This window comes from Scrofimicrobium canadense (assembly GCF_009696615.1).
Taxonomy (GTDB): Bacteria; Actinomycetota; Actinomycetes; order Actinomycetales; family Actinomycetaceae; genus Scrofimicrobium; species Scrofimicrobium canadense.
The window spans coordinates 102,288-124,872 of the sequence record NZ_VULO01000002.1 but is presented as its reverse complement, the minus strand read 5'-3'; the positions used below and the strand labels follow the sequence as shown (position 1 = coordinate 124,872).

The following is a 22,585-nucleotide window of genomic DNA, read 5'->3' as shown; positions in this document are numbered from 1 at the left end:
CTAGCACGCGTCGATTCGATCGAGCAACCAGTCACGCACCTCAGCAAGAGGTACCCGCACCTGTTCCATGGTGTCCCGGTCGCGGATAGTCACGGCGCGATCCTCAATAGAATCGAAGTCGTAGGTGATGCAGTACGGAGTGCCGATTTCGTCTTGACGGCGATAGCGACGGCCCACGGCTCCAGCATCGTCGTACTCTATATTCCACACTCTACGCAGTTCAGCAGCCAATTCTTTGGCTGGGCCGGTGAGCTCATCTTTGCGAGACAGTGGAAGTACGGCAGCCTTAACTGGGGCTAAACGAGGATCAAGACGCAGAACTGTACGCTTATCGACTCCGCCCTTAGTGTTGGGTGCCTCGTCAATATGGAATGCTTCAACCAGGAATGCCATCAAAGAGCGCGTAACACCAGCTGAGGGTTCGATGACGTAGGGGGTCCAACGCTCATTCTTTGTCTGGTCGAAGTAATCGAGCTTCGCACCCGATTCTTTCGCATGAGTCGAGAGGTCGTAGTCGGTGCGGTTGGCAATCCCCTCGAGTTCACCCCACTGCGATCCTTGAAAACCAAAGGTGTATTCGATGTCGACTGTTCGCTTCGAATAGTGGGAAAGTTTCTCTTGCGGGTGCTCATACAAACGCAGGTGATCGCGTTCAATTCCCAGATCTGTGTACCACGCTAGACGCTCGTCAATCCAGTACTGATGCCATTCCTCATCAGTTCCTGGTTCGACAAAGAACTCTAGTTCCATCTGCTCAAATTCACGGGTGCGGAAGATAAAGTTCCCGGGGGTGATTTCATTGCGGAAGGCCTTGCCAATCTGGCCAATCCCAAACGGTGGCTTCTTGCGTGCTGATGCCATCACGTTCGCAAAGTTCACAAAGATGCCCTGAGCAGTTTCGGGGCGTAGGAAGTGTAGTCCGGATTCATCGTCGACAGGCCCCAAATAGGTTTTGAGAAGCCCGGAAAAAGAGCGGGGTTCAGTCCACTGTCCACGCGTGCCACAATCGGGACAAGCAATGAGCTCCATCGTTACTTCATCTTCAGATACGCCCTTTTTCTCGGCGTATTGCTCAATCAGTTGATCCTCACGAAAACGGTGATGGCACGACAAGCATTCAATGAGTGGATCGGTGAATGCAGTGACGTGACCGGAGGCCTCCCACACGCGCTTGGGCAGGATTACTGAGGAATCTAGTCCTACAACATCCTCACGCTGGCGAACAATACGGTTCCACCATGCTTTCTTGATGTTTTCTTTGAGTTCCACACCCAGTGGACCGTAGTCCCATGCTGACCGGGTACCGCCGTAGATCTCTCCGCACGGGTAAACGAAGCCTCGACGCTTCGCCAAGCTGATCACTGCATCAAGACGCGATGTATCCGCCACTATTTCTCCTTATGAGTAGGTCGCACCTGGCTGGCGCAAACACCTCGACAGTATAGCCCGTTCTGAGCGCGCTTCTTGTCGTTGCTTCGCTGTCGGCGTGATCGCGCCTGTCCACCCTGCTCGTGGGTGTCGAATAATTACCGGTTCTGGAGTACATTTCCTACAAAAACACGCACTCGGGCCCAGCAGTAGTCGCACACCCCTACACCTAGTGTTCGATTTTTTTGGAAAAATCGAACACATCCAGGTGACATGTTCGTTGATCGAACATGTCAGTACCGCTAGGCTCCTAAACTTGCAGCTTCACCCTGAGTCTCCTCTTGGCGGTGTACCCGCCCCGAACACAACGCATAGTATCCACCAAATCCAATGATCAACGCGATAATGACGCCAATATTTCCCGAGGCCCATACGCCTTCTTTGCCGCCAATCATTCCGAGCAGGTATCCCTGCCAGTCATTCCAGGAGGCATCCGAGTAGCCGTTGATCACCAGTCCCCAACCGATCACACAACACACAGCCATGAGTCCCAGTGCTGCCCAGTTCACCGCGCCATAGCGGCCGCTCGAGTTGAATAGAGCAAACTCGTCATAGCTCTTCTTGCGCAATGCAATATCTGCCATCATGATCCCAGCCCATGCCGCAAGCGGCACACCTAGGGTAACCAGGAAGGACTGGAACGGACCGATGAATGTTGGGGAGAAGAAAACAACATAGATGGTGCCCAGGGAGAGAATTATTCCATCTATGAGCGAGGCGACGGGGCGTGGAATGTTGATTCCCAATGTCAGTAGTGTCAGCCCTGACGAATAGATGCCGTTGATCGCGCCAGAAAGCAGCGAGAGGATCGCTGTGAGAAGGAAAGGGATGAGGAACCAGGTTGGCAGGATTGTAGCTAGCGCACCAACGGGGTCCGTACCAATGTTTTCCGATAATTCGGCAGATGATCCGGCAAGCATTAGTCCGAAGGTGATGAGCACAACGGGTCCCAGTGAGCCGCCCAGGGTGTTCCAGAAAACTATTGAGGATCCTTTAGCGTCGCGGGATTGGTAGCGAGCCCAGTCGGCTGCGATGTTGACCCATCCCAACCCCATTCCTGTCATCACCATGGTCATGCCACCGATCATTGCCGGAAAGGAGCCCGTAGGGATGGCCATCAAAGCAGCCCAGTCAATGTGTGGGATGACTAGAAAGACGTAAATGATTGTGGTGATACCGGTAAGCCAGGTGAGGACCGCCTGCATCTTCATGATGATGTGGTATCCGGCGACGGCTCCTAAAACGATGAGCACTGCGACAACTATGGAGGCGACGATCGAGACACTCGTGTGGTCTTGCCCCACCCATCCCAGGCGTTCAAATACTGTGGCGGTAGCAAGAACTGCGGTGATGGCCAGGGAGGTTTCCCATCCGATGGAGGTCAGCCAGGATATGATTCCGGGGACTTTGGCTCCTTGGACACCAAAGGCTGATCGGGACATCACCATTGTCGGTACGGAGCCGCGTTTGCCTCCCAGTGCGATAACGCCGCAGATGGCAAATGAGAGTATCACGCCGATGATGGCCACTATTGTTGCTTGCCAGAAGGAGATTCCAAACCCTAATACCCAAGCACCGTAACTCATACCGAATACGGAGATGTTTGAGGCGAACCAGGGTAGGAAGAGGTTGCGTGGTTTTGCTGTTCGTTCAGCTTCACTGACTATTTCAATACCTGTCAGTTCGATTCCACCGCGTGTGGCCACCTGTTCAGCCGCAGAGTCGTCACTGTGAACGCTCATGGATTTCTCCTTTTAGTAGAGCACTTATCGATGGGGTTTCTATGCTACCTGGAGGTGTCTGGCAGCACAGGGGCGGTACCATGATTCCTATACGACGACCTTGACAAGAAGTAGGGGTTCCCCGTGACACCAGAGTCTTTTCCCGATTTCCTCTTGTCTGCGCGTGATAGGCAAGCAGGTGAATACCTGCGCAGCGTTGCCGGTGGGCCGATTGATGTCCTGGTGGTGTTAGGTTCTGGTTTGGCTGATACGTTGGAGCAAAGTGAAATGTGGGCCGCCCCTGACGCTAAGATTCGACTCGATAGTATTCCTGGAGTTATTGCTCCCTGCGCGGATGGACATCTCAATGAGCTGTCCATCTACCGCAAAGACAAGACCATTGCCGTGGCTTTGGGTCGAACCCATTTGTACGAGGGACTGGGGACTGAGCCGGTTACCGCCCTTGAGCGTGCTGCGGCGTGTGCTGGGGTGCGTGCAGCCATCTTGTGTAATGCAAATGGGTGTTTACGCGATTGGCATCTGGGGGACGTGATGGCAATTGACGATCACGCTAACTTCACTGGCATCTCCCCTTTTGATGGCACGATTTTTCTTGATACGACCGCGTGTTGGGATCCTCATCTGACAGACATCCTGGCAGGTGCTTGCCAGCGACGCGGCAGCTATGGCCTTATGCGGGGACCGGAATATCAGACTCGCCTCGAAACTCAGATTCTTGCGAATTCTGGTGTGGATTGCGTGGGCATGTCTACCGTGATGGAAGCCCTGATGTTGCATGCTCTTGGTGTGAGAGTGTGTGGCATGTCGGTCGTCTCTGATCTGTCGTTTTCTGCTGCTCCTACGGATCCTTCAGCCGTGATTGCAGCCGCAACTGGAGCACAAGAGACAGTTCTGCGCGGGATCGACGAAGTTCTGTCTGCGCTCTAGGCTTTCCGCCATCTCCTATTCGATGTACGCATCGAGCCTCCCTATGCACGACGGCATTGGAGCAGGTCTGCTCCACCGACGACACTGACGGGTTTGGTGAGCGCGGGGCGCTCTTCAAAAATAACGAACTCTTCGGGCCCTTCCGGATGGAGAGAAGGAAGTCCTAGAAAATCCCGGGCACGCCAGGTAGCTAGGTCCACGACTTCTGTTTCTGTCATGCCGTAATCAACCCAGCGTTGCAGCTCAGTTTGAATCTCTCCGTGCGGCTGGTAGCCCCCCGCATCGGTTCCAGGTAATAGTTGCACTCCTGCACTGCGCAGATCATCAAACCACTGGTACCGGTGATCGAACAGCTCCGTCATGGTGTGGGCGTAACGAGGGTACTTTTTCTTAGCATCTCCGGCGAAGGAGGGGAACAACTCCACTTGTCCAAGAGTTGGGGTTACGGCGATACCAAGACGAGCCGCCTCGACAGCATGGTCAAAGGTCATACCTGACCCGTGTTCAATCGTGTCAACTCTCGCTTCTAAAAGACTGTCTATAGCTGGCCTAGAGAATGCGTGCACTGCGACACGGGCACCGTTGTCGTGTGCTGCCGCAACCGCATCAACCAGGATATGTGTGTCCCACAACGGATCAAGATCAGAATCAGCGCCGTTAGAACGGTCAATCCAGTCCCCCACCAGTTTCACCCAACCATCGGAAGTCTGGGTCTGCTGGGCCACGACCTTTGGTAAATCATTTGGGTTTTCCAATTCAATGGCAAGCCCACGAAGATAGCGTTTTGGCCTGGCAATATGACGTCCAGCCCGAATTACCGTCAGAGGTGAAGCGTCTACGGGGGGTGTGGGTGATCCCGGCTCTCGAATAGCCGTTACACCGCTGTTCCAATTTGTCTGTGCCGCGCGCAGAGCATCTTCCTGGCCGGCAGGACCGGTCTCTCCTATACCCAGGTGAGCATGGACATCCACTAGACCAGGAGTGATCCACGGACCAGCACCGGGGGTCTTTTCCTCATGGAAAGATAACCCACTACTGAGAGTCCCCCACCGGAAAGAGGCCGGACTCTTAGGGGTATCTCTCCACAGAACCCACCCGGTGATGGGCTCCATCATCGACCCATCAAACGCTGCAAGTCTTCTGGAAGCTGATCAAAGGTGGGGCGAGCCTCTTCAGGTTCGACAGGAAGTCCAAAGGCAGCACCCTTCGGAGCCACAGCGCCCCCGCGATGATCCTTCGGGAGCATCGCTTCGAGTTCTTGTTGACGCCTCTTAGCTGGATTACCCGAACGCGCCTTCTTTTGTACTTTCTTTTTCTTAGCGGCTTGGGCCCGCATCTGTTCGCGCCGCTGAGTTTTCTTTCCAGCACCACCCATCTGAGGGATTCCACCAGAAAGGTCAGGCATGCCCCCCTTGCCCATGTGTTTCATCATCTTGCGGGCGGCTTCAAAGCGTTTAACTAGTTGATTGACTTCAGTGACTGTGGTTCCAGAGCCTGCTGCAATGCGAGCACGGCGTGAACCGTTGAGTATGCCGATGTCGTCGCGTTCCGCGGGAGTCATAGAACGGACGATGGCCTCAACCCGGTTGACCTCACGCTCATCGAAGTTTTCTAGTTGTTCGCGCATTTCTCCCATGCCTGGAAGCATCCCCAGGATCTTCTTCATGGAACCAAGTTTGCGCATTTGCTGAAGCTGCGAGAGGAAATCTGTCAGTGTGAGGTCTCCACTGGCGGCTTTCGCAGCCATGCGTTCGGCTTCGTCTTGGTCGAACTTGCGTTCTGCTTCTTCAATAAGAGTGAGAATGTCACCCATGTCGAGGATGCGTCCGGCCATGCGGTCTGCATGGAACCGCTCAAAATCGTCTAATCCCTCACCGGTAGAAGCGAAAAGAATGGGCGCTCCCGTAACGCCTCGCACAGATAGAGAGGCCCCACCACGCGCGTCACCATCAAGTTTCGACATGACGACACCGGTGAAGCCCACACCATCGCGGAATGCGGTAGCGGTCTGCACCGCGTCTTGACCGATCATCGCGTCGAGGACGAACATGATCTCATGAGGGTTAACGGCATCGCGAATATCACGAGCCTGCTGCATCATTTCTTCGTCAACGCCCAGGCGTCCCGCAGTATCAACAATGACAACGTCAATGCCGTTTTCCAGCGCATGGGCCAGTCCTGACCGCGCTACCTGCACTGGATCACCCACACCGTTACCAGGTTCTGGAGCCCACACCTCAACACCGGCGCGCTGACCCACAACTTGTAGCTGGTTGACCGCATTAGGACGCTGTAAATCAGACGCTACTAGCAGGACCGTTTTACCGCTTTCACGCAGCCACTTGCCCAGTTTTCCAGCCAACGTGGTTTTACCAGCACCCTGCAAACCTGCCAGCATAAAGACTGTTGGACCGCGCTGGGCAAACACCAGTTCGCGGCTTTCACCGCCAAGGACCTCAACCAGTTGTTCATGGACAACCCGTACAACTTGCTGTCCCGGATTCAAAGCCTGGGAACGCGCTGCACCGTACGCCTTCTCACGGACCGCCTTGGTGAAGTCACGTACAACAGGGAGAGCAACGTCAGCGTCGATGAGGGCGCGGCGAATCTCCCCAACTGTCGCGTCAACATCAGCTTCAGATAGGACGCCCTTAGAGCGCAGTCGCTTGAAGGAGTCTCGTAGCCGATCGGAGAGATTGTTGAACACTCTAAATACCCGCCTAGTCTCAAATGTTTGTCACGTAAATGTTACCCGACGATAGCGTCGACGAAACTTTCCGGATCAAAGGGGGCCAAATCATCGGGGCCCTCCCCTAAGCCCACGAATTTCACTGGAACTCCCAATTCCTTTTGAACCGATATGACAATACCGCCTTTTGCGGATCCATCAAGTTTAGTCAGCACAATACCGGTCAGGCCAACAACCTGGCCGAAAACCTCGGCTTGACGCATACCGTTTTGTCCGGTGGTGGCGTCCAAAACCAGCAGTACTTCATCGACGGGTCCCTGTTTTTCCATGACCCGTTTCACCTTGCCTAGCTCGTCCATGAGGGTTGCCTTGGTTTGCAGACGTCCCGCCGTGTCCACCAGGACAACATCGATGCCACGTTCTTTGGCTTCCTTGACAGCGTCAAACGCGACGGATGCAGGGTCACCTCCTTCACGCTCGGAACTGACTACGTCCACCCCAACGCGTTGCCCCCACGTGGCAAGCTGTTCGGTCGCCGCGGCCCTAAACGTATCTGCCGCTCCCAAAAGTACGGTTTTATCTTGCGCACGCAAAACACGCGCCAATTTGCCGACAGTCGTGGTCTTTCCCGTGCCATTGACCCCGACAACAAGAATCGCAGCTGGCCCCTCAGCCTTATCCAAGTGAAGCGAACGATCCATATCGGTACCGACCGCGGCAAGAAGCTCTTGCTTGAGGATCTGTTGTGCTTCCACTGGAGATACATCGCCCCGCACTTTCACTTCTGTGCGAAGGCGCTCCATGATCTCGTCTGTTGCAGCTAACCCTACGTCTGCACTCAAGAGAGTGTCTTCGATTTCCTCCCAGTCAGCTTCGCTGAGATTCCCTCGCGACAAAACCGCCAAAACAGCTTTCCCCAGGGATCCAGATCGAGCCAAGCGCCCACGCAGCCGCTGCATGCGGGTCATGGGGGCCTCCGGTATCTCAACCGGTGGCTCTTCTACACTGGGAGACTCAATAATGTCTTGAAGAGGCTGGTCAACTGCGTGAACCTCGTCTTCCGCAACAGCGTCTGGAATCACCGAAGGGGGTTCAGGCGTAGTTTGTGCGTCTTCTACGCCGTGGGGGTGAGAGCGCCGGGCAATTGCCCACCACACCACACCGACAACGCATAGTACCGCAAGGATGATTGCTGCGATCACTAACGGATGAGTCAAATCAGGCATGAGTCCATATTCCCACAGCGCAGGCGCGCTCTGCCAACTGGCAGACTACTAATCCAGATTTCAGTTGCGAGCTTGATATCCCTCAACAGAGTGGAACTGTGGGAAACGCGTGATTGCAGAAACTCTCTCACGCTTTTCGACAACCGGTACCTTGTCTTCGACGTCGGGCATCTCCTGCAACAGATCCCCTAATGACACCTTTTTTGTTTCTACTTCTTTAACAGGAGTTAATTCCTGGCGAGGCGTTTTCATCGCCCGCACAGTATCTTTAATTCGGTCTTCCCACTGATCTACAGAATACTGCTGTAGCGCCAACGTTACGATTACACCAATCCCCACAGCAAGGATGAAAAACACCGCGATCCCCAAACTCAACATTGCCATGTGTCCATGGTCCAACTTTCTCCAAAGAAGTTCCCGCCGACATGACGATATTTATAAAACTGTTACGACTTGTAACGTTCCTGTGATAATCGATGTGATATTACTTGCGAAACGCCGTCACGCATACTAACGCCGTAGAGGGCATCAGCAATCTCCATGGTGCGTTTCTGGTGAGTAATTAAAATGAGCTGACTGGTCTTCTGCAAATCTGAAAATGCCGTCAGGACGCGGGAGAGATTAATATCATCTAGCGCTGCCTCAACTTCGTCCATCACGTAAAAGGGAGAAGGGCGCGCTTTAAAAATGGCGATCAGGTATGCCAAGGCAGCGAGCGAGCGTTCACCACCGGATAGAAGCGATAAGCGCGTAACTTTCTTTCCGGCAGGACGAGCATAAATCTCTACCCCTGTATGCAGGGGATCGTCTGGATCGGTGAGGCTCAAACGGCCCTTCCCCCCGGGGAAAAGTCCAGCAAATACTGTGTCGAATTCGTCTGCCGTTTGAGCAAATGCCTCTTCAAAGGCGACCCGAATCTGAGTGTCGACATCACGGATGATTGCAAGGAGATCCCGTTTCGACTTCTGAAGATCTGCTACTTGGTCCTCTAGAAACTGGAGGCGCTCCGACAGCGCCTTGTGCTCCTCCACGGCAAGTGGATTGACGACCCCCAGGCGGGCCAGGCGAGTCCGAGCTTGCTCGAGCCTCTCTTGAATATCCGCGCGCGAATACGGGACTGCGTTCCCCTCACTGTCGATCACAGGAATGTGGGGACCATGGCTGGCAATGAGCGCTTCTATGTCGTCACTTAGTTCTTCAGCTCGTTTAGTGGCCTCGTCCATCATCAAGGCCGATTGAGCCAGAGCGACCTCCGCCTGCCTACGAATCTCATCTGCGTGGGATTGGCTGCTACGGTGTTTCTCTAGGTCTGTGCGAACCCGTACTATCTCTTCTTTGAGTTCGCTGGCTTGCGCCTCATATTTTTCTCTCAATGCGAGCGCAGTTGCGTAATGTTTGGCTGCTTCGTTGCGTCCCGCGTCAGCACGTTTATGAACATCAAGAAGGTGCGATTTTCTTCTTTCCTGTGCGGTAGCTTCTTCCAAGCCCCGGCGCCTATCGTCTTCTAGCATCCGCACACGATCAGTCATCACCTGCAGTGCACGAGCTGCTGCTTGGGCTTTATCACGTGCTTCACGCGCGGCAACCTCAGCTTTCATCTCTGTTTCTCGTACCACGCGTAATCTCTGGGTGGCCTGGTCAAGAGCTTGCCTGGGTTCCTTGAGGAAAGACTCCGCATTGACCTCCGGGATCGCTTCCGCGGCCTGAGCGGCTTCCCTGGCAGCTTGTGCACTCTCTTCAACTGCCGTAGTTCTACGAAGTACTTCCTGTGCCGCCCGCTCTTCTCTTGCCACTGCAGCCGCACGCCGTGCAGCTTCCTCAGCTCGTTCCTTCGCAAGCCGCGCTGATCGCGCATCAAACTCTCGCAATTTGGACATTGCTTCAGCTGTTGAGGCGCTGGCTTGTTGAAGGTGATTCTTGGCGCGCACAACACGTTCTTGCGCTAATCTCAACGCCTTCTCACACCGTTCTTCCTCGGCACGAGCATTCTTCCATTCTGCGCGAACCACCAATGCAGCTTGCATATCTGTGCTGCCACCGGCGATCGTTCGGCGTCCCAAGACTACTCCATCACGCGTGGCCACCTTACGAACACCAGGCCTTTGGAGAAGGGCTTGTGCCTCGTCCAGGTCCTCGGCTAACCACGCTCCGTCCAATAGTTCTGCTATGGCACCATCAAGTCCCCTTGTGCTTTCCACTGCTTCCCACGCATTCCCCTCCACTGGGGTATCTGCGTTTCCAGAAACGACGGCACGCAGACCTATTCCCGTTTCACTTGCCCACCGCAGACCAGACGCGACGGAGTCATTTTCCCCTACTATTACGGCTTCATCAAAGGTTCCAAGTAAAGCTGAGATTGCTTTTTCCCACCCAACAGCAACAGTTAACCTATCTACCAGTTGTCCTTGAGGAGCCCACCGACCATCATCAAGCTCTTTGAACTCAGGCTTTTTAGGTTCTAATGCTTGCCGCTGCCCTTGCCACTTCGCCAGGGCCGCCTGAATCGTACTTTCTTCCTTGTGAGCCTCTTCTAGTGCCTTTCGCGCTTCAGATTCTTCCAGAGCCATACGCGTATGGTGAGCGCTAAGAACCTCTGAGGTATCTTCAGATTCATCTGGTTGAGCGGGTAACGGCAAAGACGCCAGGTCTTTAGCTGCCTGCAGCCGCTCATTTTCGGCTCGCTCCAGGGCTGCTTGTGCCTCCTCGTATCGCGATTGGGTTCGTGCCACTGCCTGCAACAAACGAGAGGACTCCGTCTGACGACGGCTCAGAGCCTCTTCAGCATAGTGCAGGTTCTTACGTGCCTCCCGTTCTGCTTCTTCGGCATTCTTTCTCTGTTCACGGGTGCGCGATAGAGATTCGGTTTTCGCTTGCGCGTCCGCCGCCAAATCCTGAGCTTCTTTACGTGCCCCTTGCACATTCTGACGTGCAAGATCAATCTGAGCTTCTGAGACTACCTCGCGTCCGGTGTGGGAAGAAATGCGTTCCATAGCGATCCCCACGAGAGAAGCTAGTCTTTCCCTCACAGAGTCGAACTGGTGTGTCATTTCTGTGTAGCCGCGAACGTACTGATCTACATTTTCAAGTTTGCCTTCAAGCTCACGCAGTCGCAGTTCGAGGCTGTGAGACTCGGACGAAGAACCTTCCACACGGTCGCGCGCCTGCTGGGCTAAGGCAGTATCGCGCTCATGACGTTCGCGAGCGCGCACGAGGTCTTCTGCGACAAGTCTCCGTGATGTTTCATCGATTTCTGACAATACGTCTTCAGCAACTCTCGCTGCTTTTGCCTGCCGTGCTAGAGGTTTGAGTTGCCGCTTGATTTCTTCTGTGAGGTCCAAAACCCGCACCAAGTTTTGGTCCATATTTTCCAGCTTGCGCAGGGCTCGTTCTTTGCGGCGACGATGTTTGAGAACACCAGCTGCCTCGTCAATAAATGCCCGTCGTTCTTCGGGAGTTGCGCGTAAAACAGCATCAAGTCTGCCCTGTCCCACGATAACGTGCATTTGTTTGCCCATGCCCGTATCGGACAGCAATTCCTGGACGTCAAGCAGTCGCGCATCCGCACCGTTGATTGCGTATTCGGAGCCACCTCCACGAAATAGGGTGCGCGAAATAGTCACTTCAGCATAATCAATGGGAAGTAGCCCATCGGAGTTGTCGATGGTCAGTTCCACGAATGCCCGGCCAAGGCCTGCCCTCCCCGACGAACCGGCAAATATGACATCTGCCATCGCGCCGCCCCGCAAGTTTTTTGCACCTTGCTCACCCATCACCCATGAGAGTGCATCCACAACATTGGATTTACCCGAGCCGTTGGGACCAACCACGCAGGTGATCCCCGGCTCGAACCGAAAAGTGGTGGGTTTGGCAAAAGACTTGAAGCCACGCAAGCTGAGTGACTTCAGATACATGAGTTAGTCCTCAGCGTGGTACTCCAGTTCCGGGAACCATAGCGCGATCTCGCGAATGGCCGAGGTGGTCGAGTCAGATCCATGAACTAGGTTCTCCACCTGACCGGTTCCCCAGTCACGTCCCAAATCTCCGCGAATAGTGCCCGGTGCCGCCAAGGTGGGGTTTGTTGTGCCCATAAGAGAACGCACACCTTCAATAACTCTGTCACCCTCGACGACGATCGCGACCAGCGGTGAAGCACTCATGTATTCGATCAGGCCTTGGAAAAAGGGACGTTCCCGATGCTCAGCATAGTGCTCTTCCAAAAGAGCACGGTCAGCCTGTTTGATTTTCAAACCCTTGAGAACATAGCCCTTAGACTCAATTCGGCGCAGTATCTCGCCGGTCAGACCACGCCTGAAACCATCTGGTTTCACCAAAACTAGGGTGTGCTCTTTTTTGGGATCCAAAAGGTCTGGTGTGGGCATGAGTATCCTCTCAGTCTTCAAAACCAGCGACAATCGCGTCACCAATCTCTGTTATTGCTTTCTCAGCGTCGGGACCTGTGGCGCTTATAACCACAGTGTCTCCTTGGCGCCTACCTAGTGACATTAGTCCTATGATCGACTTCGCGTCTACTCCGTCCACCATAATATCTGCTTCAAAGGATGCCGCAAGACGTGCCAGTGCCGCAGCAGGTCGAGCATGTAAACCGCTCTTATCAGCGATTATTACACTGCGTCCTTCGGTCACGGTTTCCTGAGAATGCCCGTTCCACACATGAGCGGCACCGTGAGCTGCTTGGGCAACTGCTTTCAAATCACCGCCCTGCTGTGCGGCTACCGCGGCAGCCACTGCTCCCTCAACTAAGGGGGCGTCAGCAAGGGCTATGCGATCTTGGTCATCACGGAACTCAATAACAGACTCCGCAGTGAGGGTCGCTGATCCGATGTCGGTCAGCACTACTGCACCCTCACATTGGCTCAAAACATCAGTCAAACGCTGATCGATAAGATCAAATGAGGTCCCTAGTCCTTCATCCTCCCGACCACCGGCCACGGCGATACGTACGTCGGGAGCCATCTGTCCCGCAAGTTCGGCAACGCCTTGAGCAAGTGTCTTCGAATGAGAGACAATGACGAACCCGATCGCCGCAGTCACGACAGGTCACCTTCCAGTTGATCCGCCGCAGAAGCAGCAGCTTCGATGAGAAGGGCCGAGGACACCGCCCCCGGATCAAGATGTCCTTTACTTCGCTCACCTAGGTACGAGGCTCGTCCTTTGGTGGCTTGCATTGGTCCGGTCGCATTGGCGCCGGACCGGGCCGACTCTGCAGCTGCCCGCAAAGCTTCTTGAGCGCTACCATTAGCATCTGCGATTTTGCGAGCCGCTTCTGCCGCTGGTAGAAGCGCATCGACCATCGTCTTTTCTCCGAGCGTTGCTTTGCCTCGCGCCTGGACCCCACCCACGGCTGCTTCAAGAAGCGCCGCCACCTGCGCAGCCGTGAGTTGATCTTCGACTAGCTGTTGCGCTCCTCGCAAAAAAGCCGTCCCGTACAGTGGCCCAGCAGCTCCACCCACAGTCGACATTAAGGTTTTAGCAACATGCTTGAGCACGTCTGCACCATTACCTGCATTCTCTAATGCGTCACCCCGTACAGCCGCGGCAAAACCTCGATCCAGATTTTCACCATGATCGCCGTCTCCGATTTGCCGATCGAGGTCTATCAGGTGTTCGCGGTTTTCTGCCACTGACTCAGCTGCTTGGGTAATCCAGAGTCTGGCCCATTGCGCACTATTGATCACTATCTAGCCTTCACTTCCATGCCGGTGTGTATGCCGGCGCGTCAAAAAGTTCTTCCATCTCCGAGTCCAAGCGCAACAGGGTAATGGAAACACCCGGCATCTCCAAGCTGGTCACATAATTACCTACCAGGGATCGAGCCCTCTCGACCCCATCCTGTTCTAGCAGCGCGGCGAGTTTGCGGAAAACAATAAAAAGTTCCGACTCAGGAGTCCCCCCCATTCCATTTACTAGTGCAATTACACGGTCGCCTTTCACCAACCCAAGGTCGTCACGAACTCGATGATAGAGCTCCTCCGTCAGTGAGTCGGCTGGTTCCATATGTCCGCGGCGGTATCCCGGTTCGCCGTGGATACCTATTCCCAGTTCTATCTCGTCTTCAGCGAGGTCGAATGAAGGCTTACCTGCGTGTGGAACCGTACACGGTCCCAGTGCAAGACCCATAGAGCGCATATTCTCATTGACTCTGCGTCCTATCGCCGCGACAGTCGCCAAGTCATCACCCCGCTCGGCTGCGGCACCGGCGATTTTTTCAACAAGAACCGTACCTGCAACCCCGCGCCTACCCGCGGTCCACGTGGAGTTTTCAACTGCACAGTCGTCGTCCACCAGAACGGTTTCAACGCTGATATCATCCATTTCTGCCAGTTCTGCTGCTGTCTCAAAGTTGAGCACGTCTCCGGTGTAGTTCTTCACAATATGCACAACCCCCGCGCCTTTGTCGGCTGCCCGTGTAGCCTCCACGATCGGGTCCGGTGTTGGCGAAGTGAATACTGGACCCGGGACAGCAGCATCGAGCATCCCGACCCCAACATAGCCTGCGTGCAATGGTTCGTGACCAGAGCCTCCTCCGGAAACCAACCCTACTTTTCCGGCGTCTTTCGAGACTTTTCGTTCAACCCAATCCGGATCGAAATGTACTTCAACCAAATCTGGATACGCGAGAGCGAAACCCTCCAGAGTTTCCGTTACTACCTGCTGTGGATCGTTGATTAGCTTTTTCATCGTGGCCTCCCTGCCTTGTCACCCAATTATGATTTTCGCATCGGATCATCCAAGGCGCTGATCGGGACGCAAGAGAGCGGTAGCTTCTCCTGCCAAAACCACTGAGCCAAAGATGACAATGCCTTTATTCGCTTGAGGGTCGTTAGTTCGATCAACTAACGCCGCGGCCCGGTCGATTCCCGCAACCAGTCCTTCTTCAGCATAAGCCTCATCGAAGACATCGGCAGCAATTTCTTCTAAATCGCTCAGTTCTGCGGCCCGCGGACCATCCATGGGGACTACCACAATCGCGTCCAAGAATGGTTCCATCTCCGCCAAGGTGGCCTCAATATTCTTATCTCGCATTGCAGAGTAGACGCCCACCGTGTAATCAAAGGCAAAGGATTCCACAAGTGCTGGTCCCAACGCAGCTGCCCCATCGGGATTGTGTGCCGAGTCGACGACAATGGCAGGGGAACCCCTCAAAACTTCGAGGCGCCCCGGGGAACGTACCCCTTGCATTCCTGCGTCGACAACATCGGCTTTAAGCGCTTTCCCTCCCAAAATGGCTTCCACTGCCACGAGAGCAGCCCCGGCGTTACTGGCCTGATGTTTGCCTAGGAGTGGAACAAATAGGTCCTCATATACCCCCGCCGGTGTGCGCAATGTAATCATCTGGCCACCCACGCCCGGTTGGCGATCCACAACCTCCCAATCAACGCCTTCCATCCACAACACCGAGTCCGTCTGAGAGCATCGGTCACGGATAATTGCCTCGACCTCGTCAGTTTGTTTCTCAGCGACAACAATAGTTTTTTCTTTGATAATGCCAACCTTTTCAGTGGCAATCTCTTCTAACGTATCGCCCAGCCACTGCTGATGGTCACGGTCGATATGGGTGAGTACTGCAACCCCCGCGTTCGCCACATTGGTGGCGTCCCATACTCCACCCATACCAGTCTCGATAACCGCTACATCTACGGGATAATCTGCAAAAGCCGCATAGGCCATAGCGGTAAGAACCTCAAAAAAGGACAGTTTAGGAGAACCCTTCTCATCCATCATCGCGACATATGGTGCAATATCGTCCCACGCGTCAACAAACTGTTGGGGTGAGAGAGGCTCGCCCTCCACTGTGATGCGCTCTCGGATGTCTCGCAAATGCGGACTGGTAAAGCGTCCCACTTTGAGATCGAAGGCGCCAAGCAAAGCATCTGCTATCCGTGCCGTCGATGTTTTCCCGTTTGTTCCTGCAATATGGATGATCGGATAGGCATCTTGCGGGCTACCCAGAATGTCGAGTAGTCCCTCGATACGCGCCAAACTGGGATCGAAATCGTGTTCGGGTGCTCGCGCGAAGAGCGTGGTTGCTAGTTCGCGTACACGGGCGCGAACCGCCACCTCGTCAACCGGGTCGACTGGATCGCGGTCGTTATCGGTGCCGCCAAGCAACTCAGCAACTTCGACTGCGTCCAGTTGTGATTCCTCTTCCTCCAGTTTGGCTTGGTCTTCACCAAGAAGATAAGGAATCAGTTCGGGGTCAATCCCCTTAGGTTCGGTCATTCAGTCTTCTCCACATCGATTTTTTCCACAGTCACTGATAGTTCATCTCCCACGCTGATATTCACTTCACGTGAAAGTGTTTCGGAAGCGATCATTTCCTGGTGAGTCTGGGTCGCCTCCAGCCGGTCTGCTGGTACCGCAAGCGTGAGTCGGATTCGGTCTGCAATATGCAAGTCAGCTACTTTACGTGCATCCTGGACTGCTCGCACTACGTCGCGCGCGTACCCCTCAGCCTCCAAAGCTTCATCGATTGCCGTATCGAGGACAACAAAAGCTCCTGACTCTAGGACTTGAGCAACCTCATCTCCCTGAGCATCTACCCGCGCAGACAACGAAATCTGCTCTCCACTCAATACAATGTCAAGCTCTGGGAAATAGACTGTCCCATCCTCTCGCAGCTGCCAGTTTCCAGCCTTTTGCGCAGCAAATAGCTTAGAGGTGTTTTTACGAGTCGCAGGGGCAAATGCACGCGGATTGAGAGAAAGCTCTTGGCGGACAGCAAAACCAGATTTCTGTGGCTCCTCAATCTGTACATTTTTCACATTGACCTCAGAGGCAACGAGCTGGGCAAAAGGACGCAGCTGCTCAGCGTTCTCTGATACAACCACCAGTGTTGCTAGTGGCTGGCGAACCCTGACTTTGGCGGCCTTGCGAAGTGCGTGAGCTGCAGAAACAATATCACGCGCCTCGTCCATAGCAGAAACTAACGCAGGGTCTGACCAACTGGATGGGGGCTCTGGAAAATTCGTCAGATGGACCGACTCACCCCCAGTGAGTCCACGCCAAATCTCTTCACTAACCAGAGGCAGCAAGGGTGCTGCAGCTTCGATGAGAGTCACCAACGCGGTGTACAGTGCATCGAACGACTGTTGCTCTTCATCCCAGAACGCGTCTCTTCGCGTGCGAACATACCAATTGGTGAGCACGTCGAGGTGGTCACGAAAGAGTGCTGTGGCCTCTGGAATGTCGTATTCGTCCAATGCCGCACGCATAGATTGGACAACCTCACTGGTACGGGCCAAGAGATAGCGTTCCATTTCTGGCAAGCCGTCTGTAGATTCGAGGCGGTAGACTGCCATTCCTTCACCGCCGTGCGCGGCGTTAGCATACAGCGCCAAGAAATAATAGGTATTCCACAAAGGCAGTAATACTTGCCGTACAGCGTCGCGGATGCCCTCTTCTGTCACTGCAAGATTTCCGCCTCTCACCACGGGTGAACTCATAAGGAACCACCGCATAGCGTCAGAACCGTAGGTGTCAAACACCCCAGTAACATCGGGATAGTTGCGCAAAGACTTCGACATTTTTCGTCCGTCGTCGCCAAGCACAATGCCGTGACTTACGGCATTGCGGAAAGCTGGCCTGTCAAAGAGCGCAGTGGCCAGCACGTGCAAGGTGTAGAACCAGCCGCGTGTTTGACCAATGTATTCAACAATGAAATCACCGGGATAGTGGTCTTCAAACCACTCACGGTTCTCGAACGGGTAGTGGACTTGCGCAAAAGGCATGGAACCGGATTCAAACCAGCAGTCCAAAACTTCCGGCACACGTCGCATCATTGACTGTCCGGTAGGGTCATCTGGATTCGGACGTACTAACTCATCCACAGCCGGACGATGAAGTTCTACCTGGTCAACACCAAAGTCTCTCTTAAGCTCTTCGATGGAACCGTATACATCAATCCGCGGATAGGCTGGGTCATCGGACTTCCATACGGGAATCGGGCATCCCCAAAAGCGATTACGAGAAATAGACCAGTCGCGAGCACCTTCTAACCATTTACCGAATTGTCCATCTTTGATGTGGGACGGGACCCAATTGATCTGCTGATTGAGCTCCACCATACGATCGCGGAACTTTGTCACCTCTACAAACCATGAGCCCACTGCCATGTAGATGAGCGGCTGGCGGCAACGCCAACAATGCGGGTATGAGTGCTGATACGACGCTTGCTTTACCAAGATAGCGCGGCGACCCTCTTCAATACGTGCTAGCGGACCTTCACTCTCTCGTAAGTCCGAGAGAATAAGCCGGTTCGCATCAAATACCTGCGTCCCTTCGTAGTCCGGCACCAAACTGGTGAATACCGCCCCCTCGTCCAGGGGAATCACAGGCTTGATACCTTCAGCGTGACATACCTGCATGTCGTCTTCACCAAAGGCAGGTGCAAGGTGAACCAGTCCGGTACCGTCCTCAGTGGTCACGAAGTCGCCGCGGATAATGCGGAAGCTGTTTTCATTATCCGCAAAATAGGGAAACATCGGCTGATAGCTGCGTCCGATGAGCTCACTACCCTTGAAGTGGCGCACAGGCTGAGTGTCTTCACCTAGCTCGTTTCTATACGCATCCAACCGGGCTTGCCCAAGGTATACGCGTTTGCCCGCAAGCGGACCGTTTTCGGGAACAACCTCCACATAGTCAATATCAGGTCCGGCAGCGATTGCCAGATTAGAAGGTAACGTCCACGGGGTTGTTGTCCAGATGAGAGCGTATTCACCCGTTGGCTCACCATCTGAATCGAGTAGCGCAACTCCCACTGTTGCCGTTTGATCAGTGCGATCCTGGTAGACGTCATCATCCATTTTCAGTTCATGGTTTGACAGAGGAGTCTGGTCGTTCCAACAGTACGGCAACACCCGATGCCCCTCGTATGCAAGCCCTTTGTCATAAAGAGTCTTGAAGGCCCAAAGTACGCTCTCCATATAGTCGGGATCAAGGGTCTTGTAATCATTATCAAAGTCAACCCAACGGGCTTGGCGCGTGACGTATTCTTCCCATTCTTTCGTGTACTTGAGCACTGAAGCGCGACACGCTTCGTTGAAGGCCGCGATCCCCATACCACCGGGACCTTCAATTTCAGATTTATCGTCAATTCCCAGTTCGCGTTCAGCTTCTAGCTCAGCAGGCAAACCGTGAGTGTCCCAACCAAACCGCCGTTCGACGCGGCGCCCCAACATCGTTTGGTACCGGCCAACTACGTCTTTGACGTATCCGGTCAACAGATGCCCATAGTGGGGAAGTCCGTTGGCAAAAGGAGGACCGTCATAGAACACGAACTCATTACTCCCAGACTCCCCTGCGGGTCGCTGGTTGATCGAGTCCTCAAATGTTCCCCTGGCCTTCCAATAGCCCAAAATTTCTTCTTCGAGGCGCGGAAAATCGGGCTTTGGAGTCACTTCTTCATCGTCGCGGTGTTTGGGAAAGCGATTCACCGGTTGTCCTCTCTGCTTGAACTATGCAGGGACGACTTGCGCCGCGGTACCACCCAGCTTGCCCACATCGGGCCACTCATTCTCCGGCTATTTCGGGCCAACCCGGTCGGTTCTAGTGAGGATTACTCCCGTTCTTCCGACTGCTCCCCGGTGATACCCAGGTGTCCCTGGCCGGATCGTTGCGCAGCAAGTTTAGCATTGTTGGACGACAGCGGCCTCATCAAAATATGTTCCTTCCTCCCCTACTGCGCATTACAGAGTCATAATACTGAACCAAGGTTGATATTCATTGGGGGAATGACCTTTACTGCCAGGGTTTTTGCGGCGACGTGACCCACTATTTTGGCTATTCTCCCTATACACATTCGGCATAGCTATCCCAACCATTTCATTTGTCGTAGCCCACACTTACACTGAATATAAGCAGGGGCGGAAAAGGAGGATTTTGTGAGTCTGAGAGCGATAGTGACCGGAGCGATAGCAGAACCGGTTTTACGATGGACGGGAAAGCAGCAGGCTGTCTTAGAGTTAAGGATTAATGCCACAGCGTCGCAACGCAATCGTGATACAGGCGAATGGAGCGATATAGGCTCCCCGCTGTGGGTCAGTGCAACCTTTTGGGAAAAAGATGCCCAGTACCTGGCAGAGGTTGTCCATCAAGGTGACAGAGTCAGCGTAGAGGGAACTCTCATTGTGGAAACCTATCAACGCCGCGACGGTGGCACAGGATCAAAGCACGTTATTCGATCCCCACGCTTTCTGGGGGTTTCTCCCAAACGCAGCCAGGTTCAAACCACTGGTCCAGTACTCACAGACGAAATGGGCGAGTTCTAATCGATCCAGAAGGAGTCCTTCATCGCACTGATCCAACTGCAATCAAATATAAAAAGGGAAACGGCCCCGCTTTCGCGGGGCCGCCCATCCCATCAACACAGTGCGAGCGGGAAACGCGTCAGGCGCTTAATAGTCACGCTCCCCTTTGCTCGATATCTACTCTAGAAGGCTGTCTTGACTATTCCCTCAAACTAACCTGAGAAATCCCTGGGAAATAAGACTTCCCTAAGACCACTAGGATCGTATTCATGACTCACAATGAACTTCTTGCCCATGTACTTGCCCCAGCAGACATGGATACGTCGGTCCGGCCACAAGATGACTTTTACCGCTATTGCAACGGTGCCTGGATTGACCGTCACGTAATCCCAGCTGATAGACCCACTGATGGGGCGTTTTACCAGTTACGAGATCTCAGCGAAGTACAGTGTCGCACCATTGTTGAGGATGCCGTTAAAGGTCTCGTTGACGATGCCGACGCTGAGAAGATCGCCATAATTTACAGCCAGTTCATGGATGAATCCCACATTGAAGAACTAGGGGCAACACCACTCCAACCGTTCATTGAAACAATTGTCAATGCTTCTTCTCATGGAGAGTTGGCGGAAGCAGTAGGAAAACTAGGGAAACTCGGAATTTCGCCATTCTTTGCCTTTGACGTCTCAACGGATATGAACGATTCCGATCGTTACCAACTCTACATCGGGCAGGCAGGACTCGGTCTCCCAGATGAGTCCTATTATCGTGACTCCCAATACGCACCGATTGTTCAGCGTTATCAGCAATACATCGCAACTATTTTTTCACTCGCCCGCATTGCCGATCCTGAAAAATCCGCTTCGGATGTTCTCGGCTTTGAGAAAACTCTCGCCTCCTTGCATTGGGACATTGTCGCTATGCGAGATGTCGCAGCACAGAATAACCCCCGTAGCTGGGATGAGGTTATTAAGGAGAATCCTGGTTTTGACTGGCAAATTTGGGCTGATGCTCTCGGGTTAGACACTAGCAAAACGGGCGCATTGAGTATCGGGCAGGTCGATTATCTCGCTGCAGCCAGTAAGCTATGGGCTACTACTGATGTGCCTATTCTACAAAAATGGCTGCTGAGAAAAACTATAGGGTTTGCTGCTCCCTACCTCTCATCATCCTTTGTCAACGAAAACTTTGAGATGTATTCAAAAACGCTCGCTGGCACCGAAGAAATTCGCCCACGCTGGAAAAGAGCACTTTCTCTAGTCGAAGGACTCCTCGGCGATGCACTGGGACGCCTCTACGTCAATCGCCACTTCCCTTCGGAATACAAACAACAGGTAGAAGAGCTCGTCAGTAATCTTATCGAAGCCTACCGCGATTCCATCAGTGCACTCGATTGGATGGGAGAGGCAACACGTGAGCAAGCTTTAGAGAAACTCAGCGGATTCACTCCTCGCATCGCATACCCCTCACAATGGCGGGACTACTCTCAGCTTGACATTAGTACGCAACGCAGTCTTTTGGAGAATATCGCTGAAGCTCAGTCATTCGAGACTGCTTTCGAACTTGGCAAACTTGGATCACCAGTTGACCCCGAAGAGTGGCATATGACTCCCCAGACAGTCAATGCCTACTACAATCCCCTGTCTAACGAGATAGTCTTTCCAGCAGCTATTCTTCGAGCTCCATTCTTCAATCCCGATGCAGACGACGCGGTGAACTACGCAGGAATCGGCGCGGTCATCGGACATGAGATTGGCCACGGATTTGACGACCAAGGTTCACAGTTTGACGCCAACGGTGAAATGCGCAATTGGTGGACAGATGAGGACCGTGCGGAGTTTACGCAACGAACCAAGGCCCTGATCGCACAGTATGATGCGTATTCCCCTGCAGCGCTTCCAGACTCTCATAAAGTTAACGGGGCCCTTACTATTGGCGAGAACATTGGAGACTTAGGTGGCCTGACAATTGCTTGGAAAGCATGGGAAAAGGCCTTGAAAAAACAAGGGATCGCCTCCCCTGCAGAGACTCCTGAGATTGACGGTTTAACCGGCCCTGAACGGTTCTTTATGTCCTGGGCACGCATATGGCAAAGCAAGTCACGTAATGAATATGCCGTTCAACTTCTGGCAGTCGACCCGCACTCCCCCGCCGAGTTCCGATGCAACGGTGTCCTTGCAAATTTCGATGAATTTGCTACATACATGAATGTACGCAAAGGTGACGGTTTGTGGATTGAGCCGTCCCAACGCGTCCACATCTGGTAAATGGCAGTAGTATTGACGCGCGACGACCTAGATTGATTGCGAG

16 protein-coding genes are annotated in these 22,585 nt (G+C 53.8%); 3 read left to right on the top strand and 13 right to left on the bottom strand.

Annotated elements, in window-relative coordinates; all coding sequences use genetic code 11:
• Positions 1-1,389 carry a glycine--tRNA ligase gene (locus FYJ24_RS02120; RefSeq protein ID WP_318656461.1) on the bottom strand — a complete coding sequence of 463 codons (1,389 nt, stop codon included), beginning with the start codon at positions 1,387-1,389 and terminating at the stop codon, positions 1-3.
• A gap of 281 nt (positions 1,390-1,670) precedes the next feature.
• Positions 1,671-3,170, bottom strand: coding sequence for a purine-cytosine permease family protein (locus FYJ24_RS02115; RefSeq protein ID WP_154543125.1), 1,500 nt, complete (start codon positions 3,168-3,170; stop codon positions 1,671-1,673).
• A 123-nt stretch (positions 3,171-3,293) separates the two neighbouring features.
• Between FYJ24_RS02115 and FYJ24_RS02110 the strand changes: the two genes are divergently transcribed.
• Positions 3,294-4,097, top strand: a complete 804-nt coding sequence (locus FYJ24_RS02110; RefSeq protein ID WP_404814686.1) for a purine-nucleoside phosphorylase — start codon at positions 3,294-3,296, stop codon at positions 4,095-4,097.
• Between the two features lie 41 nt (positions 4,098-4,138).
• Here the strand turns inward: FYJ24_RS02110 and FYJ24_RS02105 are convergent, their stop codons facing one another.
• The 11 genes from FYJ24_RS02105 to ileS all read right to left on the bottom strand — a co-directional run bounded on the left by FYJ24_RS02105 (position 4,139) and on the right by ileS (position 19,465).
• A complete protein-coding gene (locus FYJ24_RS02105; RefSeq protein ID WP_225871926.1) occupies positions 4,139-5,212 on the bottom strand; it encodes an amidohydrolase family protein in 1,074 nt (357 codons plus the stop codon).
• Positions 5,209-6,804 carry a signal recognition particle protein gene (gene ffh / locus FYJ24_RS02100; protein WP_318656460.1) on the bottom strand — a complete coding sequence of 532 codons (1,596 nt, stop codon included), beginning with the start codon at positions 6,802-6,804 and terminating at the stop codon, positions 5,209-5,211. The genes FYJ24_RS02105 and ffh overlap by 4 nt, the downstream gene beginning before the upstream one ends.
• A 41-nt stretch (positions 6,805-6,845) precedes the next feature.
• On the bottom strand, positions 6,846-8,012 hold the full coding sequence (ftsY, locus tag FYJ24_RS02095; protein ID WP_154543123.1) for a signal recognition particle-docking protein FtsY: 1,167 nt from the start codon (positions 8,010-8,012) through the stop codon (positions 6,846-6,848).
• Positions 8,013-8,072: 60 nt separating this feature from the next.
• The gene (locus tag FYJ24_RS02090; RefSeq protein WP_154543121.1) at positions 8,073-8,396 is read right to left on the bottom strand and encodes a hypothetical protein; all 324 of its coding nucleotides are present in this window, start codon (positions 8,394-8,396) and stop codon (positions 8,073-8,075) included.
• Positions 8,397-8,458: 62 nt separating this feature from the next.
• Entirely contained in the window at positions 8,459-11,923 is a 3,465-nt protein-coding gene (smc, locus tag FYJ24_RS02085; protein WP_154543119.1) for a chromosome segregation protein SMC, read from the bottom strand.
• Positions 11,924-11,926: 3 nt separating this feature from the next.
• Entirely contained in the window at positions 11,927-12,391 is a 465-nt protein-coding gene (gene ndk / locus FYJ24_RS02080; RefSeq protein ID WP_154543117.1) for a nucleoside-diphosphate kinase, read from the bottom strand.
• 10 nt (positions 12,392-12,401) lie between these two features.
• Positions 12,402-13,064 (bottom strand): dihydroxyacetone kinase phosphoryl donor subunit DhaM, encoded by a 663-nt coding sequence (gene dhaM / locus FYJ24_RS13305; RefSeq protein WP_318656459.1) that lies wholly within the window; start codon positions 13,062-13,064, stop codon positions 12,402-12,404.
• Positions 13,061-13,708, bottom strand: a complete 648-nt coding sequence (gene dhaL, locus FYJ24_RS02070) for a dihydroxyacetone kinase subunit DhaL (protein WP_318656458.1) — start codon at positions 13,706-13,708, stop codon at positions 13,061-13,063. Before dhaL ends, dhaM begins: the two co-directional genes overlap by 4 nt.
• 10 nt (positions 13,709-13,718) lie before the next feature.
• Positions 13,719-14,711 carry a dihydroxyacetone kinase subunit DhaK gene (gene dhaK / locus FYJ24_RS02065; protein ID WP_154543115.1) on the bottom strand — a complete coding sequence of 331 codons (993 nt, stop codon included), beginning with the start codon at positions 14,709-14,711 and terminating at the stop codon, positions 13,719-13,721.
• A 45-nt stretch (positions 14,712-14,756) separates the two neighbouring features.
• Entirely contained in the window at positions 14,757-16,253 is a 1,497-nt protein-coding gene (locus FYJ24_RS02060) for a bifunctional folylpolyglutamate synthase/dihydrofolate synthase (protein ID WP_154543113.1), read from the bottom strand.
• Positions 16,250-19,465, bottom strand: coding sequence for an isoleucine--tRNA ligase (gene ileS / locus FYJ24_RS02055; RefSeq protein WP_318656457.1), 3,216 nt, complete (start codon positions 19,463-19,465; stop codon positions 16,250-16,252). The genes FYJ24_RS02060 and ileS overlap by 4 nt, the downstream gene beginning before the upstream one ends.
• Before the next feature lie 447 nt (positions 19,466-19,912).
• Here ileS and FYJ24_RS02050 point away from each other — a divergent pair, with 447 nt between their 5' ends.
• Positions 19,913-20,299 (top strand): single-stranded DNA-binding protein, encoded by a 387-nt coding sequence (locus FYJ24_RS02050; protein ID WP_154543111.1) that lies wholly within the window; start codon positions 19,913-19,915, stop codon positions 20,297-20,299.
• A gap of 248 nt (positions 20,300-20,547) precedes the next feature.
• A complete protein-coding gene (locus FYJ24_RS02045) occupies positions 20,548-22,542 on the top strand; it encodes a M13 family metallopeptidase (protein ID WP_154543109.1) in 1,995 nt (664 codons plus the stop codon).
• Positions 22,543-22,585 lie beyond the last annotated feature (43 nt).